Below are 15,694 nucleotides of genomic sequence, written 5' to 3' on the forward strand. Positions count from 1 at the left end.
TATACTATAGCGCGCGCATCCGTGTAGACACCCTTGGAGGCAACGCGGTCGGGATGGCGGGTAAGCCCCCTCCCCAGTTCGTCCGGGAAACCGGTCAGAACTCTCCATATAAACTTAAAAAGGAAAATGCCATGAGCAAAGAAACTTATGAGCTCAAGGCCGAGGCGCGCGAACGAGTTGGTAAGGGGTCCTCTCGTGAACTTCGTCGCAACGGTTTGATTCCAGCTGTCATCTACGGTGATAAGCAGGCCCCGGTTTCCATCGCGATTTCGACGAACGAAATCACCAAGCGTATTCACGCTGGCGGTTTCATGACGACGATTGCGACCATCGATGTCAACGGCCAGAAGTACAAGGTTCTGCCGAAGGACTACCAGCTTGATCCGGTCCGTGACTTCACGATGCACGTAGACTTCCTGCGCGTTTCCGGCAATTCGACGGTTACAGTTGAAATTCCTGTCCACTTCATCAACGACGACAAGTCCGAGATCAAGAAGGGCGGCGTTCTCAACATCGTTCGCCACACCGTTGAAGCTCACGTTCCTGCCAACGAGATTCCGGACGCCATCACGGTTGATCTGGACGGTCTCAAGATCGGCGACAGCATTCACATTTCTCAGGTAAAGCTGCCGAAGAACGTATCTCCGGTCATCACCGACCGCGACTTCACCATCGCAACCATCGTTCCGCCGGTCGTTGCAGTTGTTGAAGACGAAGCTCCGGCTGCTGAAGAAGCTTCCGAGTAATCTATCGTCGGAAGCGTTTGCTTCTGCATGAATGGAATAAAATGCCTCGCATCTCGATGCGGGGCATTTTCTTTTGGTGGTGACGCAAATGGCCGATCTCACTGAATAATAACAAGGCACTACATTGCCTTATGATCGAGCCGAAAGATTTGGCACCCCAAAGCTGGGGCCTGCGATTTATTTTCGATTAAGCATCCCCGGAAACGATAAGTCAAAACTTTAACTTTAAACCTGTGGGCTGACACACGGTAAAGGCGGCCTACCTACGCATGTGCTGCATAATTTTTCAAAGCGCATAACTTGCCATCAGGGCAAGCGATCGCGTTTCAACGGGGATAAGCGCAGCAGGGGGCGGCAGTCTGAATTCATGACCCACTCGGTAGAAAGCCGCTTCATAGCGATCGTTTCCGGCGTCCTGCTTGCTGTCGTGGCTCCCCTTTTCACGATTTTGCTGACACTGTCCTATCATGAATCAATCACCAACCAGCGTGACCGTCTGGAGATTCTGCTCGTCGCGAACTCTCAGGCGCTAGGACGCCCGCTTTGGGATCTGGACGACGAAAGCATCAATCAGATCACCGGCACCCTTGTCGCGGACCCGGCTATCTACATGGTGAAGGTTCGTGACCATTTCGGCCAGCTCGATGTCACGCAAACGGCTGGAGCGCAAGAGCCACAAGATCACTCCTTCATCTCCCGGGAGATAACCTATAAAAACCTCGACGGAGAAACGAAGGTCGGAACCATCACGATCTACTTCGCCAATGTTGGCCTTTTCACCTCGCTCAGCGAAATTGAGCTTGCTTTCATATCCATCTTCGTACTGGCCATCCTGGTGATCTTTGCAGCCGCGATCGTTGGTAACCGCCTGATGGTCATGAAGCCCCTGTTGCGCCTGACGGCTGCAATAGAAGCGACACGTCGCCTAGGCTCTCGCCACCATGTCGACTGGCGCTCGAAGGACGAAATGGGCCGTTTGGCGAGAAGTTTCAACGAAATGCAGATCCAGCTTGAACGTGAGGAGCACGAAATCAAGCGGGCCCATAGACGCACGACCGAAATATACAACCGCACCCCGGCAATGCTGTTTTCACTCGATCAGCAGGACCGGATCGTCGCCGTCAGCGATTACTGGGTGGAGGCGACGGGCTATAGCCGTACCGACGTTCTTCATCGAAGCTTTTCCGATTTGATCCATGAAAAAGACCGGCAGAGCTTCACAAAACGCAGATCACTTGCTGCTAGCGGCAATGACAAGAACACTGATGCGGATATGACAGTGCGTTTCATTTGTGCTGATGGCCACATGATGGACGTATTGATCTCGGAAAAAAACCTCGACGCGAAGGACGCCCAGCGGCCCGCTGAGGTGCTGAGCGTCATGACGAACGTTACAGAACTTCGGCGCTCGGAGAAAAAGAACCGGCTTCAGGCCATTTCCGACCACCTGACGGGCCTGTTCAATCGCCAGGGTTTCGAAGCTATTCTGGACCAGAAGATATCAGAGGCAGATCGGGAGGGAACGGAGCTTGCGTGTCTCTTCATCGACCTGGACCGTTTCAAGGCGATTAATGACAATCTGGGCCATGCTGCTGGCGACGAAGTCCTGAAAGAATTCGTCGCACGGTTGGAACCCCTCCTGACGCCCATCGACAGCGCCTCGAGACTGGGCGGAGACGAGTTCGCACTGCTTCTGGCCGGAGAGCGGGCACAGGAGCGCGCCTTGCAGCTTTGCGACGAGATTAACACGATGTTCGACGAGCCCTTTACGGCCTCGGCACAAAGTGTCCGTCTCAGCGCAAGCATAGGACTTGCGCTCTATCCGACCCACGCCAAAAATGCTTCCGAACTGCTTCAGAACTCCGACATGGCGATGTATACGCGCAAGCGCGCAGGCAAAAACGGGGCGCAAATGTTCGATCCTGCGATCATGAACAAGGCGCGCAAGCAGGCAGAGATCGAAAAAGATATCGAGCAGGCGATCGAAGAAGATTGGCTGGAGGCGCATTTCCAGCCGATCCAGAAGCTGGAGGGCGGTGCGACGGTCGGCTTCGAAGCGTTGATGCGTCTCAACCATCCGACGAAGGGCATTCTTGCGCCCGGTCCCATCATCAGCGTTGCCGAAGAAAATGGCGCAATAACCCGCATCGGCAGCGTCATTCTGGAGCAATCCCTCAAAAATCTCGCGCGGGTATCGCTGTTGCCGGGTCTGGAAAATTCCTATGTCGCGGTGAACTTCTCAACGATGCAGTTCGAGCCCGGCCTGCCGACACGAATGGCGGGTCTGCTTTACAGGCACGGCATCCTGCCGCATCGGCTTGTGGTCGAAATTACTGAAGCCGTGTTGATGAATGACGACCCGCAGATCCTGGCCGTTCTCAACGCCATTCGGCAACTCGGATGCCGGATCGCGCTCGATGATTTCGGGACAGGGTATTCTTCACTCAGCTACCTCAACCGGTTCCCCGTCGATATCGTAAAGATCGACCAGTCCTTTACCCGCGCCATCAGCGACGATGTGGCCGAGATCTGCACGCGTAGCCGTATGTTGGTCGAAGGTATCAGCGCGATTTCACACAAGATGGGTTGTGTCGTCATTGCCGAAGGCATTGAAACGCACCAGCAAAAGGCCATGCTTCGGGAAATCGGCGTGGACTGCGGCCAAGGTTATCTTTTTGCCAGACCGCAGGCAGTTGAAAGCGTTATTGCCGCATATACCGTACAGGACGACCGACATAGATCAGCCATGGTGGGGACGTGACCCTTTGAGGAGGAAAGGCATGTGGAGGCTCGGATTTTTATCGTTACTTCTATTTGTCGCCGCGCCTGTCAGGGCAGAGAAGCTGTTTTTATCTGCGGAATATTATCCTCCCTATAACCTTCGGGATGCCTCGGGTCAGCCATCGGGCGTCTACATGGACCAATTGAAGATCGTGCTGAAGCGCTCGAACCTGACCTATGAGGCGGCGGTGATGCCTTGGGCACGCGCTATCGCACTTGCCGAAAATGAGCCGATGCATTGCGTTTTCGCAGCCGCCCGGACGGCGGAACGCGAAAAACGCTTCAAGTGGGTATCGCCGCTCCACAAGGACAGGAACATTCTCGTCGCACGAAAAAGCGCTCACTTACGGCTGAAAGATCTGGAAGAGGCAAAGAATTATACCGTCGGCACTCAGCGGAATGATTACACTGAGACCCTGCTTCGAGATCGTGGCTTTCCCCGCATCGATATCAGCGCCGACTTCAACAACACCCTTTCCAAATTGGCTGCCGGGCGCATCGACATGATGCCGATGTCGGAAAGCGCTTTGAAAAACCTGCCGAAAGACGAGTTTGAAGAAGTGATCCTCTTCAGCGAACAGAGCCTTGGCCTCGCCTGCAACAAGCTCGTAGCCGACGCCTTGATCAACAGAATGCAGCAGGCTCTCGACACGCTGATTGCCGATGGCACACAGCGGCGCATATTTGAGAATTACGATCTCGTTATTCGTGACTGACGTTTTGTCACGCGATCCGCTCGAGGCCACCACCTTCTACAGGGATCAACCGCGCGCCATTCAATGATAAAAAAGTTGACACCCGCCGCGTTTCAGGATGGTGAAGAGCAAACTGACACGCACAACGCGGATATTTCGATGATTATCATTGCTGGCCTCGGCAATCCCGGCACGCAATATGCGGGAAACCGGCACAATATCGGCTTCATGGCGGTGGATGCCCTGCAACGCCTGCCCTCCTTTACTCCATGGTCGAAGAAGTTCAGGGCGGAGATTTCCGAAGGTGAGATCGCAGGCGAAAAAATCCTGCTGATGAAGCCGCTGACCTACATGAATCTTTCAGGCGAATCCGTCGGCGAAGCTGCGCGTTTCTTCAAATTGAAGGCCGCGGACATCATAGCCATCCATGACGAACTCGATCTGCCTGCCGGGCGCGCCCGCATCAAGATCGGCGGGGGGCATGGCGGGCATAACGGATTGAAATCGCTCGATGCCCATTGCGGCAAGGAATACCGACGCCTGCGCCTTGGCATAGGTCACCCGGGCGACAAGGAGCGCGTCCACGGTCACGTGCTGGGCGATTTCGCCAAGGCAGACAAGGTTTGGCTCGAACCCCTGATCGATGCAATTGCCGATAACGCCGCCATGCTGGTGAAGGGCGAAGATTCACAGTTGATGAACAAGCTGGCACTCGCAACTGGTGCAAAACCGGAAACGGAAAAGCCTGTAAAGCCAGCGGCCAAGTCACATATCCATCAAGCTCGCAACAATGCCCAGCCGAAAAAGCTGCCGGAAACAGGCCCGATGGCGGAGATGCTCAGAAAGATGTTTGGCAAGAAAGATTGATGAAGTTCGGCAAGTTGCCTGCTTGAAACCGGCCTCACCGTCACCATCTGACGTTCCATGATGACGACGACGACGACTTTCAACCGATCTGAATTTTCGCCGGAAGTGCCTGGACATGGCTGAAACCGCAACGCACCACAGTATGGCCGCCGCGTTAAGACGCCTGCCCGATGATCTTCCGGAAAAAGTCTCGCTCGACCGGCTGCTGGAGCAACTGGGCGACAAGGCGATCGCATTCGTGCTGCTCGTCTTCGCGATTCCTGCCATTGTCCCGACACCTGGCATTCCCGCAGGAATGATTTTTGGAACGGCGCTCGCCATCCTTGCGCTGCAAATCATTTTCCGTGCGCGCAAGCTGGTGCTGCCCGGATTTCTGGGCCGCCTGTCTGTTTCGCGCTCCATCATTCAACTGACGGCGGATAAGGCCGCGCCACGGCTGGAAAAGCTGGAGACACTGCTGAAACCGCGCGGCCACTTTCTTGCGCGCTTTGCTGGACCAGCCTTCATCGGCGTGGTCATTTTTCTGATGGCCATACTCATCGCCTTGCCAATTCCATTTGGCAATACTCTGCCGGGAATAACCGTGCTCGTCATCGCGCTTGCGCTCGCCCAGCGGGACGACCTCGCGCTTTTGGGTGGGCTGGTCCTCGCGGTCATTTCCGTTCTCTTCAGCATCGGCATCGTTTATGGCGGCTGGGCGCTGCTATCGACGTGGTTTGGCTTCGGCCAACCTGTCGCTTGAGGCCTGTTTTAGCGGAATCGGTGCGGTTTACGGCATCAAGACTTGACCTTGACGTGCCCATTCCGCAAAAGGCTGGCAAACAGAATTCTTTGAGATAGAGACAGGTTCAAGCCATGGGCTTCAAATGCGGTATCGTTGGCCTGCCGAATGTCGGCAAGTCCACCCTTTTCAATGCGCTGACAAAAACGGCGGCAGCACAGGCGGCAAACTATCCTTTCTGCACGATCGAGCCGAATACCGGCGAAGTGGCCGTGCCGGACCCGCGCATGAAGGTGCTGGCTGATATAGCAGGTTCCAAGGAAATCATCCCCACGCGCATTTCCTTCGTGGACATTGCCGGCCTCGTGCGTGGCGCCTCCAAGGGTGAAGGCCTCGGGAACAAGTTTCTCGCCAACATCCGCGAAGTCGACGCGGTTGTTCACGTCCTGCGCTGTTTCGAAGACGACGACATCACCCATGTCGAAGGTCGCATCAACCCGGTCGGCGATGCCGATACGATTGAAACGGAACTGATGCTCGCCGACCTCGAAAGCCTTGAGCGGCGCGTAGAGCAAACCCGCAAGCGCGCTATGTCCAAAGACAAGGAATCGCTGGCGCAGCTCCCGGTCATGGAAGCGGTCATCAAGCTGCTCAACGACGGCAAGCCCGCACGTCTGCTTCTGAAGACGCTCGCCGCAGACGAGATCGAAGTGCTAAAAAGCCTCAATCTCCTGACCTCGCATCCGGTCCTCTACGTTTGCAATGTAGCGGAAGCCGACGCCGTTGACGGCAACGAGCACACCAAGGCCGTTGCCGAAATGGCAAAGGCGCAAGGGGCAGAATGCGTCATCATTTCCGCTGCAATCGAATCCGAGGTAGCGCAGCTTCCCGAAGAGGAATCGAAAGAATTCCTGTCGGCTCTCGGTCTAGAAGAAGCCGGTCTCGACCGCCTCATCCGCGCTGGCTACCATCTGCTGGACCTCATCACCTACTTCACGGTCGGCCCGAAGGAAACACGCGCGTGGACCATCGTTCGCGGCACCAAGGCTCCGCAGGCCGCCGGCGTCATTCACACGGACTTCGAACGGGGTTTCATCCGCGCCTTCACCATCGGCTACGACGATTACGTGGCCTACAAGGGTGAAGTCGGTGCCAAGGAAGCGGGCAAGGGACGTGACGAAGGCAAGGAATACATCGTCCACGACGGCGACGTTATCCACTTCCGCTTCAATACCTAACGCTTGCACGCACAACTCTCAGGAGTTTGGCATGTCGCCTGTGCATATGGCCCGCGATCACATCGCGGGCTTTTTTGTATCAACGGATTTCATCTAGCAACCACAAATTTTACCTTTACGTAAAAGAAAGAGTTGGGGTAACCTTCAACCCGATTACAGGACGGAGGAGTAAGCTCGTGCAGTATAGTTTCGAGGATTTTACGCCGGGGCGCAGCTTTGCGCTTGGGCCGAAAGCTGTCACAGCGGAAGAAATCATCGAGTTCGCGTCCGAGTACGACGCCCAGCCAATGCATCTTTCGCAAGAGGCTGGAAAAGCCAGCATACTCGGTGGCCTTGCGGCTTCCGGCTGGCACACCTGCGGCATGTTGATGCGTATGACCGTGGATAGCTACATCGGCAAATCACCCTCGCAGGCCGGTCTCGGCGTCGATTTCATCGAATGGAAGAGACCCGTTCTGGCTGGCGATACCTTGACCGGCACGTCAACCGTGGTTGAACAGCGCGTCTCGAAATCCCGTCCCGGCACGGGCATCGTCAAACTGCGTCACGAACTGCAGAATCAGCGTGGGGAGACGGTGTGTGTGGCTGAGTTGAATGCGATGCTGACAACCCTGGGGGAGAAGGCCGCGCTATGAAATTCATGGAACTCTACCCGGTTGGCGAAAGGCTTAAACTCGGCACGGTCAACTTTTCGACCGAGTTCATCACGAAATTCGCTGAAAAATTCGACCCACAGCCGTTTCATCTAGATGTCGAAGCGGCAAAAAACTCCGTCTTCGAAGGCTTGTGCGCCTCCGGCTGGCAGACCAGTGCCTCATGGATGAAATGCTTTCTCGCTTATTGGGTCGAAGACGTGAAGCGACTGAAGGCCGAGGGCATTGAGCCGCCAAAGCTTGGCCCCTCGCCCGGTTTCAAGGATATGAAATGGCTTCGCCCGGTTTATGCGGGGGATGACGTGACGTATTTCGCAACTCTTCTAGCATCGCGGCCGCTTGCTTCGCGCCCGGGCCTGCTGATGAACACGACCTTTAACGAAGGCGTCAACCAGCGCGGCCAATTGGTCGTCAGCTTTGAAAGTAGCGTGCTGGAATTCGAGTAAGGCGAATTTTCGCCTTATCGAACCGCCGGGTTACAGCCGTCCGTTACACTTCTCCGGTCCAAAGAGGCAGCCCCGTTGCCTTGGCGACCTCAGGATCGGCGGTGTAGACCGGCAAACCCTTTTGCTGCATATGCTGCAGTGCTTCCAGGTCGGGCCCGCTATGCTTGCGATAGAGGTTTTCCGAGTTATAGACGTGACCGGTCGAAGCCGGGTTGATACCAGAAATCACAACGCGCTCCGCCCCGCTGTGCAGCGCCAGCATGACAGCAATCACCCCGTTCGAATACTTTGATTCCGGGCTGATTTCGAAATTCAACTTGCCCGTCATGGCGCGAACGAGGGCAACGCGGCTGTACCTGTCCACCATCGACAAGGCGTCGTAACCGTAATTGATACGTGCGAGCCCCTCTTGCAGGCGTCGAAGATCGTGCCGCCATAAAAGCATACAAAGATGCCCGGTGCGCTCGCCGTTCAGTACCCGGCGAACCTCCTGCGCATTCTTGTACTTGCCCTCGATCTGGTGGAACATCATCAGCGTGATGTCCGGCTTTTCCACGCCCCACTTCTTCGCCACGATCTGCGATGCGTTGATGGAGATCACCATATAGGATGACCCAAAATCCGCGGGTTTGGTGGAGTTCGGCGCGGACCCCACCACCATCACGTTTCGCCCGCTGATCGAAGAATCACTCCAAGGCTTTGGCTTGAGCCAGATGTATTTCAGGTAGCGGAAAAGCCACGACTTGAAGTCTTTAAGCTTCTGCAATGAAACGGTCTCCATGACTGGTGAGCGATGATCCGCGCTGAACGCTGGCGGCCATCTTGGCGAACTTCAGTGACCCGAAAACTCCACCAGCGTCCGCACTTCAACGCCCAGATCTTCCAGCTTCTTGCGTCCCCCGAGATCGGGAAGATCGATGACGAAGCAGGCGGAGACGATGTCCGCACCCATCTGGCGAAGCAGCTTTACAGCCCCCTCCGCTGTTCCACCGGTCGCAATCAGGTCATCGACCAAAATCACTTTTTCGCCCGGCTGCACGGCATCCACATGCATCTCCATTTCGTCCACGCCATATTCCAGGCTATAGGCCACGCGGACAGTGGTGTGCGGTAGCTTTCCTTTCTTGCGGATCGGCACGAAACCGGCGGAAAGCTGGTGCGCAACTGCGCCGCCCAAAATGAAACCGCGCGCCTCCATGCCGGCGATCTTGTCGATCTTCGTTCCAGCATAGGGTTGAACCAGTTCATCCACCGCACGGCGGAAAGCACGCGGATTGCCCAGCAGCGTTGTAATGTCTCGGAAGATGATGCCCGGCTTCGGATAATCGGGAATAGAGCGAATGGCAGCAGCAAGTTCCGATGAGATGACGGTCATGATAATTCCAATGGTATAGGGGAGTGTTCGGGCGCGACCATATCAACTTGGTACCGCCGCACCAAACGAAAAGAAGCCTTAGCGTTAAAGCCACTCACTCGCCACTGCCAGCCGTGATGGTCCGTATGAGTTACCCTCAGGCGAACAGGATTTTTTGCTAAGGCCTTATCAGCATTCGCGATGAAATGAACAAAACAAAAACCCTCACGATTTCTCGTGAGGGCCATAGCTTTTACCGCAATAAATCTACGCTCAATGTTCCTTGCTTGCGTAGACCGATTTTTTGGTCAGGTAGAGCAGTGCCGTAAAGATCAGCAAAAACACGATGACCATGAAGCCAGTGCGCTTGCGCTCTTCCAGATGCGGTTCCGCCGCCCACATCAGAAACGCCGACACGTCTCGAGAATACTGATCGAGTGTCTGCGGCGTGCCATCGTCGTAGGTGACCTGATCCGCGCTGATCGGCGGCGCCATCTTCAGTGAGGTAGCGCCTGCGAAATACGGATTGAAGTGCGTGCCTTCCGCAACCTCGATGCCTGCTGGTGGATCCTGATAACCGGTCAGCAGAGCGTGGATGTAGTCCGGTCCACCTTCCTGATAACCGCCCACGATCGGGATCATGTCGATCAGGAACTGTGGAAAGCCACGCTCCACGCCACGCGCCTTTGCAAGCAGCGACATGTCCGGAGGAGCAGCACCGCCGTTCGAGGCTGCCGCCGCTTCCTTGTTCGGATAAGGCGACGGGAAGTGGTCGGATGGAACGGCCTTGCGGGTGAACATTTCACCATCGCCGTTCGGACCATCCTGCACTTCATATTCCGCTGCGAAAGCCTTTACCTGATCTTCCGAGTAACCGAGATCTTCCAGCGTGCGGAAAGATACGAGGCTCATCGAATGGCAGGCGGAACAGACTTCCTTGTAGATTTTGAGGCCGCGCTGAAGCTGGCCCTTGTCGTACTTCCCGAAGGGACCGGCAAAAGACCAGCTTTCCTCATGCGGTTTCAGGATGGGGAAATGCCCGCCCGCGATTGCATGTTCGGTTTTGGCGGCCAGATCGTCATGGCCCTCCTGTGCGCTTGCGGCGGAAAAACCACCGAGAGCGGCAATGAGCACGATGCCCGTTACAAGCTTCTTCATTGTTATAGTCCTCTCTCGCACTCAGATCTTGACCGCTGCCGGAGGGGCAGTGGTGGCCTTGCCGTTCTTTTCGAGAACAGCTTCGGTGATCGAATTCGGAATGCGCCTTGGCGTCTCGAACAGGCCGAGAAGAGGCATGATGATGAGGAAGAAGCCGAAGTAGTAAAGCGTGCCGAGCTGCGACATCGATACGTACAGGCCTTCCGCCGGACGGGAACCGAGCCAGCCGAGCATGATCGAGTTGGCAACGAAGATCCAGAAAAACAGCTTGTACCATGGGCGATACACCGCAGAGCGAACCTTGGACGTATCGAGCCATGGCAGGAAGAACAGCACGACGATCGCACCGAACATCACCAGAACGCCACCGAGCTTGGAATCGATCGGGCCGACATTGAAGGTGATGGCGCGCAGCATGGCGTAGAACGGCAGGAAGTACCATTCAGGCACGATATGCGCCGGTGTCTTCAATGGGTCCGCCATGATGTAGTTGTCGGGGTGCCCCAGGAAGTTCGGCATGTAGAACACGAACCATGCGTAGCCGAGCAGGAACACGGAAACGCCGAGCGCATCTTTCAGCGTTGCGTAAGGCGTGAACGGAACCGTATCCGTCTTGCTCTTCACTTCGACACCGGTGGGGTTGGTCTGGCCGGTAACGTGCAGTGCCCAGATATGCAGGATAACCACGCCTGCAATCATGAACGGCAGCAGATAGTGCAGCGCAAAGAAGCGGTTCAGCGTCGGTTGGTCGACGGCAAAGCCACCGAGCAGGAACTGCTGAATCCACTCACCGACGCCCGGAAAGGCAGTGAAGAAGCCGGTGATAACCGTCGCGCCCCAGAACGACATCTGGCCCCAAGGCAGAACGTAGCCCATGAAGCCAGTCGCCATCATCAGCAGGAAGATAACACAACCGAGAATCCAGAGGATTTCACGCGGAGCCTTGTAGGAGCCGTAGTAGAGGCCACGGGCGATGTGGAGATACACCGCGATGAAGAAGAACGACGCGCCATTGGCGTGCATGTAGCGCAGCAGCCAGCCGTGGTTCACGTCGCGCATGATCTTTTCGACGGAGGTGAATGCCACGGTCGTCTCGGCGGCATAGTGCATGGCCAGCACAACGCCGGTTAGGATCTGCACGATCAGCATGACGGATAGCATCGCGCCGAAGGTATAGGCATAGTTCAGGTTGCGCGGAACCGGATAGGCGACGAAACTGTCGTATATCATCCGTGGAAGCGGCAGGCGGGAATCGACCCATCTTTCGATACCGGTCGAGGGCTGGTAACTGGAATGACCACTCATTTCAAATGTCCCCTTATCCGATTCTGATCACGGTATCGGATGTGAATGCGAAGGTCGGAATGTGGAGGTTCTCCGGTGCCGGACCTTTGCGAATGCGGCCCGCCGTATCGTAGTGCGAGCCATGGCAGGGACAGAACCATCCGCCGAAATCGCCGGCCTGACCGAGCGGAACGCAACCGAGATGGGTGCAGGAGCCAATCATGACGATCCAGTTTTCCTTGCCCTGACCTGCAGAACGGTCGACATCCGTCGCCTGCGCATCGGCGGCAAGGTTGGCATTGCGGGCAACGGGATCTTTCAGGTCACCAAGCTGAACGGCATTGGCTTCCTGAATTTCCTTTTCTGTGCGGTTGCGGATAAAGATCGGCTTGCCGCGCCACTTCACTGTCAGGGACATGCCGGGCTCGACGCTCGCGACATTGACCTCGATGGAAGCGAGCGCAAGGGTGGAGGCATCCGGGCGCATTTGGTCGATGAATGGCCAGGCAACGGCTGCAGCGCCAACGGCACCCGCCATACCCGTTACAAGATAAAGAAAATCACGACGGGTTGGTTCTCCCGACGTGTCATGGTCATTTACGTGTTCGCTCACCGCTACACCATCCTCTGCGCTAATGTCGTTGAAAATCGCATGAGTCCTCCCGCTATGATTTGATCCAAGACAAACTCCATCCCCAAGGTCTCGGTCATATTGCGCGATGACAAATCCGCGCTCATTGCATTTGATCGCAAACTATCCCCGACCTTGGCAAGAGGAAAGCTCACAAAGCTGCCGTAATTTCGCCTTGCTCGATGTTTTTCCGCGCCTTTTCCGTCCCGGCTGTCCATCCTGCAACATTGTGCGGCATGATTGGCCGTGTTAAGCGAAGCGCGGGAGAGCAAGAGGACAGGACTTTTTACGTGAAAGCACGGCTTGCCTGCATCGCCTCCTGCGCGATCTTCATCGCAGTTTTTTCGATAAGCATTCGATATCTCAAAGATTTCTGGCTGCTGGCCTTCGTCAACAGCTTCCAGCTACATATCGCTATTCTGGCCAGTATCGCCGCTCTCTTCTGCTTACTCGTCCTGCGGTTTCGCGTGTTCGTTTTTCTGCTCGTCTGGGCCATTCTGCTCGGTGCACATGCCGCTTATATGAGCCAGCAATTTAAAACTGACGCCATCGCCGCCGCAGATGCAAAACCGTTCCGTTTGCTTTCCTTCAACGTGCTGATGCAAAACCGCGCCAACGCCGAATCAATTGCCGACACCATCATCGCCTCTAGGGCAGACGCTGTTTACGTTATGGAGGCGGCTGCGCTTGTCGGCGTTCTGCCTCGCCTGCAACAGACTTATCCATATCGTCTTGGATGCGGAATTGGCACACTCTCCTGCGACCTCCTGATGCTTTCGAAGCACCCGTTGGAAAGCGCAAGCATCGGCAGCCTCAGCTTCGTCAGTCGTGACCGTTTCGGCGTGGCGTCCGTCAATATCGATGGTGTGCAAGTGACGCTCGCCGCCATGCACCTCACCAAGCCCTATTTCGATGAATTCCATACGAACGAACTGCGACGTGCCGGTGCGGCTCTGTCTGGCATCACCGGCCCGCTGATTGTCGGCGGAGATTTCAACGCCGCAAGCCTCGCGCCGGATGTTCGCGCATTCCTGCGTGACAACGATCTGAATAAGGTGGCTTGGGAGCCCGCGACGTGGCCGATCGACGCAGGTCCGCTCGGCATCGCCATCGACCATATCTTTGCGCGCAAGCCGGCAACACTGATGAATTTGCAGAGATTGCCGGATGCACTGGGTTCAAATCATTACGGGCTGGTCGCGGACTTCATGGTCGCCTCGCAATAATCACTGCTCCGCGTCGAGAAATCCGCCAGACTGGCGCGCCCAAAGTTCCGCATAGAGCCCGCCCCGAACCACAAGTTCGCCATGCGTTCCCTGCTCCACAATGCGACCGGCATCCATCACCACAAGGCGATCAAGCGCTGCGATGGTGGAGAGGCGATGCGCGATGGCGAGAACGGTTTTCCCCTGCATCAACTCATCCAGATTACTCTGGATCGCAGCCTCGACTTCGGAATCCAGCGCAGAGGTCGCTTCGTCGAGAATGAGGATAGGCGCGTCCTTGAGCATCACGCGAGCAATAGCGATGCGCTGGCGCTGGCCGCCTGAAAGCTTAACCCCACGCTCACCGACATGGGCATCGAGACCCTTGCGCCCGCGCTGGTCTTCCAGTCTTGCGATGAAGTCATCGGCTTTCGCCCGCCGCATCGCTTCCAACAGTTGCTCCTCTGTCGCATCAACGCGCCCGAAGATGATGTTGTCGCGGATGGAGCGGTGCAGCAACGACGTATCCTGCGTTACCATGCCGATGTGGGACCGAAGGGTTTCCTGCGTCACATGGGCGATGTCCTGCCCGTCAATCAGGATGCGGCCCTTTTCCACGTCGTAGAAACGCAGCAACAAATTAACGAGCGTGGACTTTCCGGCACCGGAGCGACCGACGACGCCCACCTTCTCACCGGCCTCTATCGTAAGATCGAGATTGTCGATCACGCCCTTGCCGCGCCCGTAATGGAAGCTGACATTTTCGAAACGAACGCTCGGTGCGTTGATCTTCAAAGGCTGAGCATCCGCGGCATCAACCAGGGAAATCGGTTGGGAAATCAGCTCCGCCGCATTCTGCACCGTACCGAAGTTGCGCATGATACCGTTGAACTGCGTCATCAGACGACCGAGCAGAAAATTCAGCCGAAGCACCAGCGCAAGGGTGAAGGCCACGGCACCGGAACTGATCCTGCCCGAAAGCCAGAGATCGATACAGAGCGCCGCCATCGACGTGATCATGATGCCGGACAGCAGCGCCATGGACGCCCGCACACCAGTGATGAAGCGGGTGAACATCATCGTCGTGCGCTGGAAGATGTCGAAGCCCTGCTGCATGTAGCGGTCATTGGCATCGTTGCGACCGAAGAGCCGCAACGTCTGGATGTTGCTGTAGGCATCAACCATCCGCCCGCTCAGCATGGAGGCAGCCTCGGCGGTCTCCTTGGAATGGAAACGGATGCGCGGCACGAAGTAGCGCACCAGCATCGAGAATGTTGCGACCCAGATAATGACCACCAGAGCCAGCCGCCAGTCGAGCCCACCAATCAGAAACAGCATGGAAACCGAATAGATTCCCACGAACCAGACGCTTTCCATCAGCGATGTAACGAGATCGCCCGCCGCCTGCCCGCCGGACCAGACCTTGGTGACGATCCGGCCGGAAAAATCATTCTGAAAGAAGGAAAGCGACTGCCGCGCCACATGCAGGTAGGACTGCCATCGCACAAGGTTGTAAAAGCCTGGCGTGATGATCTGCTGGTCCACCAACGCCGTAACGAGGGCAACGACGAAGCGGACACCTGCGATCAGGATCAGCATTCCAAAAAGTTCATACCCATGGCTGGCAAGCAGCCCGGACCACCCCTCCCCGGGTTTTACGGTGGCGAGAATATCCACCAGCCGTCCCACGAACCAGAACAGGGCCGCCTCTATGGCCGCCGTCAGCCCGCCCAGCACCAGCATTGCAAAAAACGGCGCCTTGGCCTGCGAAAGATAGAACCAGATGAAGGAAGAAGTGTTTTCCGGCGGCCTGAGATCATCCTTGCGCGCGAAGGGCTCGATCCAGTTTTCAAAGTAGCGGAAAATATGTGAGATCAACATGATATGGGTATAGGCGGATTCTTGTAGGCAGCAA

The 15,694-nt window shown here is 56.2% G+C and carries 15 protein-coding genes; 9 read left to right on the plus strand and 6 right to left on the minus strand.

The window, feature by feature from the left end; all coding sequences use genetic code 11:
• The first annotated feature begins 131 nt into the window (after window positions 1-131).
• From G6L28_RS10105 to G6L28_RS10140, 8 genes are all read left to right on the plus strand, one after another.
• Window positions 132-746, plus strand: a complete 615-nt coding sequence (locus G6L28_RS10105) for a 50S ribosomal protein L25/general stress protein Ctc (protein ID WP_174063627.1) — start codon at window positions 132-134, stop codon at window positions 744-746.
• A 367-nt stretch (window positions 747-1,113) separates the two neighbouring features.
• Window positions 1,114-3,507: an EAL domain-containing protein gene (locus tag G6L28_RS10110; RefSeq protein WP_174063628.1), complete on the plus strand. Its 2,394-nt coding sequence runs from the start codon at window positions 1,114-1,116 to the stop codon at window positions 3,505-3,507.
• 19 nt (window positions 3,508-3,526) lie between these two features.
• On the plus strand, window positions 3,527-4,243 hold the full coding sequence (locus tag G6L28_RS10115) for a substrate-binding periplasmic protein (protein WP_174063629.1): 717 nt from the start codon (window positions 3,527-3,529) through the stop codon (window positions 4,241-4,243).
• 138 nt (window positions 4,244-4,381) lie between these two features.
• On the plus strand, window positions 4,382-5,089 hold the full coding sequence (gene pth, locus G6L28_RS10120) for an aminoacyl-tRNA hydrolase (RefSeq protein WP_174063630.1): 708 nt from the start codon (window positions 4,382-4,384) through the stop codon (window positions 5,087-5,089).
• A gap of 115 nt (window positions 5,090-5,204) precedes the next feature.
• A complete protein-coding gene (locus tag G6L28_RS10125) occupies window positions 5,205-5,831 on the plus strand; it encodes an exopolysaccharide biosynthesis protein (RefSeq protein ID WP_174063631.1) in 627 nt (208 codons plus the stop codon).
• A gap of 113 nt (window positions 5,832-5,944) precedes the next feature.
• Window positions 5,945-7,048, plus strand: a complete 1,104-nt coding sequence (gene ychF / locus G6L28_RS10130; protein WP_174063632.1) for a redox-regulated ATPase YchF — start codon at window positions 5,945-5,947, stop codon at window positions 7,046-7,048.
• A gap of 176 nt (window positions 7,049-7,224) precedes the next feature.
• Window positions 7,225-7,683 (plus strand): MaoC/PaaZ C-terminal domain-containing protein, encoded by a 459-nt coding sequence (locus tag G6L28_RS10135; protein ID WP_174063633.1) that lies wholly within the window; start codon window positions 7,225-7,227, stop codon window positions 7,681-7,683.
• Entirely contained in the window at window positions 7,680-8,147 is a 468-nt protein-coding gene (locus G6L28_RS10140; RefSeq protein ID WP_174063634.1) for a MaoC family dehydratase, read from the plus strand. The genes G6L28_RS10135 and G6L28_RS10140 overlap by 4 nt, the downstream gene beginning before the upstream one ends.
• Window positions 8,148-8,190: 43 nt before the next feature.
• On the opposite strand, the gene G6L28_RS10145 is transcribed toward G6L28_RS10140, so the two are convergent.
• From G6L28_RS10145 to petA, 5 genes are all read right to left on the minus strand, one after another.
• On the minus strand, window positions 8,191-8,913 hold the full coding sequence (locus G6L28_RS10145; protein ID WP_234902516.1) for a membrane-anchored protein: 723 nt from the start codon (window positions 8,911-8,913) through the stop codon (window positions 8,191-8,193).
• A gap of 66 nt (window positions 8,914-8,979) precedes the next feature.
• A complete protein-coding gene (locus G6L28_RS10150) occupies window positions 8,980-9,522 on the minus strand; it encodes an adenine phosphoribosyltransferase (protein WP_174063635.1) in 543 nt (180 codons plus the stop codon).
• Window positions 9,523-9,774: 252 nt separating this feature from the next.
• Complete coding sequence (locus G6L28_RS10155) at window positions 9,775-10,659, minus strand: cytochrome c1 (RefSeq protein WP_174063636.1); 885 nt, start codon at window positions 10,657-10,659, stop codon at window positions 9,775-9,777.
• A gap of 21 nt (window positions 10,660-10,680) precedes the next feature.
• Window positions 10,681-11,964: a cytochrome b gene (locus tag G6L28_RS10160; RefSeq protein ID WP_174063637.1), complete on the minus strand. Its 1,284-nt coding sequence runs from the start codon at window positions 11,962-11,964 to the stop codon at window positions 10,681-10,683.
• 13 nt (window positions 11,965-11,977) lie between these two features.
• A complete protein-coding gene (petA, locus tag G6L28_RS10165) occupies window positions 11,978-12,556 on the minus strand; it encodes a ubiquinol-cytochrome c reductase iron-sulfur subunit (protein ID WP_174063638.1) in 579 nt (192 codons plus the stop codon).
• A gap of 308 nt (window positions 12,557-12,864) precedes the next feature.
• On the opposite strand from petA, the gene G6L28_RS22855 reads away from it, so the two are divergent.
• A complete protein-coding gene (locus tag G6L28_RS22855; RefSeq protein WP_174063639.1) occupies window positions 12,865-13,800 on the plus strand; it encodes an endonuclease/exonuclease/phosphatase family protein in 936 nt (311 codons plus the stop codon).
• Here G6L28_RS22855 and G6L28_RS10175 read toward each other — a convergent pair whose 3' ends face one another.
• Entirely contained in the window at window positions 13,801-15,660 is a 1,860-nt protein-coding gene (locus G6L28_RS10175; protein WP_174063640.1) for an ABC transporter ATP-binding protein, read from the minus strand.
• Window positions 15,661-15,694: the final 34 nt, after the last annotated feature.

Origin of the sequence: Agrobacterium larrymoorei, from assembly GCF_013322225.1 — a bacterium.
In the GTDB taxonomy this organism is placed as follows: Bacteria; Pseudomonadota; Alphaproteobacteria; order Rhizobiales; family Rhizobiaceae; genus Agrobacterium; species Agrobacterium larrymoorei_A.

Bases quoted from the DNA above. Each gene is read 5' to 3' on its own strand.
- G6L28_RS10105 (WP_174063627.1), top strand. From the start codon at position 132: ATGAGCAAAGAAACTTATGAGCTCAAGGCCGAGGCGCGCGAACGAGTT.
- G6L28_RS10110 (WP_174063628.1), top strand. From the start codon at position 1,114: ATGACCCACTCGGTAGAAAGCCGCTTCATAGCGATCGTTTCCGGCGTC.
- G6L28_RS10115 (WP_174063629.1), top strand. From the start codon at position 3,527: ATGTGGAGGCTCGGATTTTTATCGTTACTTCTATTTGTCGCCGCGCCT.
- pth (WP_174063630.1), top strand. From the start codon at position 4,382: ATGATTATCATTGCTGGCCTCGGCAATCCCGGCACGCAATATGCGGGA.
- G6L28_RS10125 (WP_174063631.1), top strand. From the start codon at position 5,205: ATGGCTGAAACCGCAACGCACCACAGTATGGCCGCCGCGTTAAGACGC.
- ychF (WP_174063632.1), top strand. From the start codon at position 5,945: ATGGGCTTCAAATGCGGTATCGTTGGCCTGCCGAATGTCGGCAAGTCC.
- G6L28_RS10140 (WP_174063634.1), top strand. From the start codon at position 7,680: ATGAAATTCATGGAACTCTACCCGGTTGGCGAAAGGCTTAAACTCGGC.
- G6L28_RS10150 (WP_174063635.1), bottom strand. From the start codon at position 9,522: ATGACCGTCATCTCATCGGAACTTGCTGCTGCCATTCGCTCTATTCCC.
- G6L28_RS10155 (WP_174063636.1), bottom strand. From the start codon at position 10,659: ATGAAGAAGCTTGTAACGGGCATCGTGCTCATTGCCGCTCTCGGTGGT.
- G6L28_RS10160 (WP_174063637.1), bottom strand. From the start codon at position 11,964: ATGAGTGGTCATTCCAGTTACCAGCCCTCGACCGGTATCGAAAGATGG.
- G6L28_RS10175 (WP_174063640.1), bottom strand. From the start codon at position 15,660: ATGTTGATCTCACATATTTTCCGCTACTTTGAAAACTGGATCGAGCCC.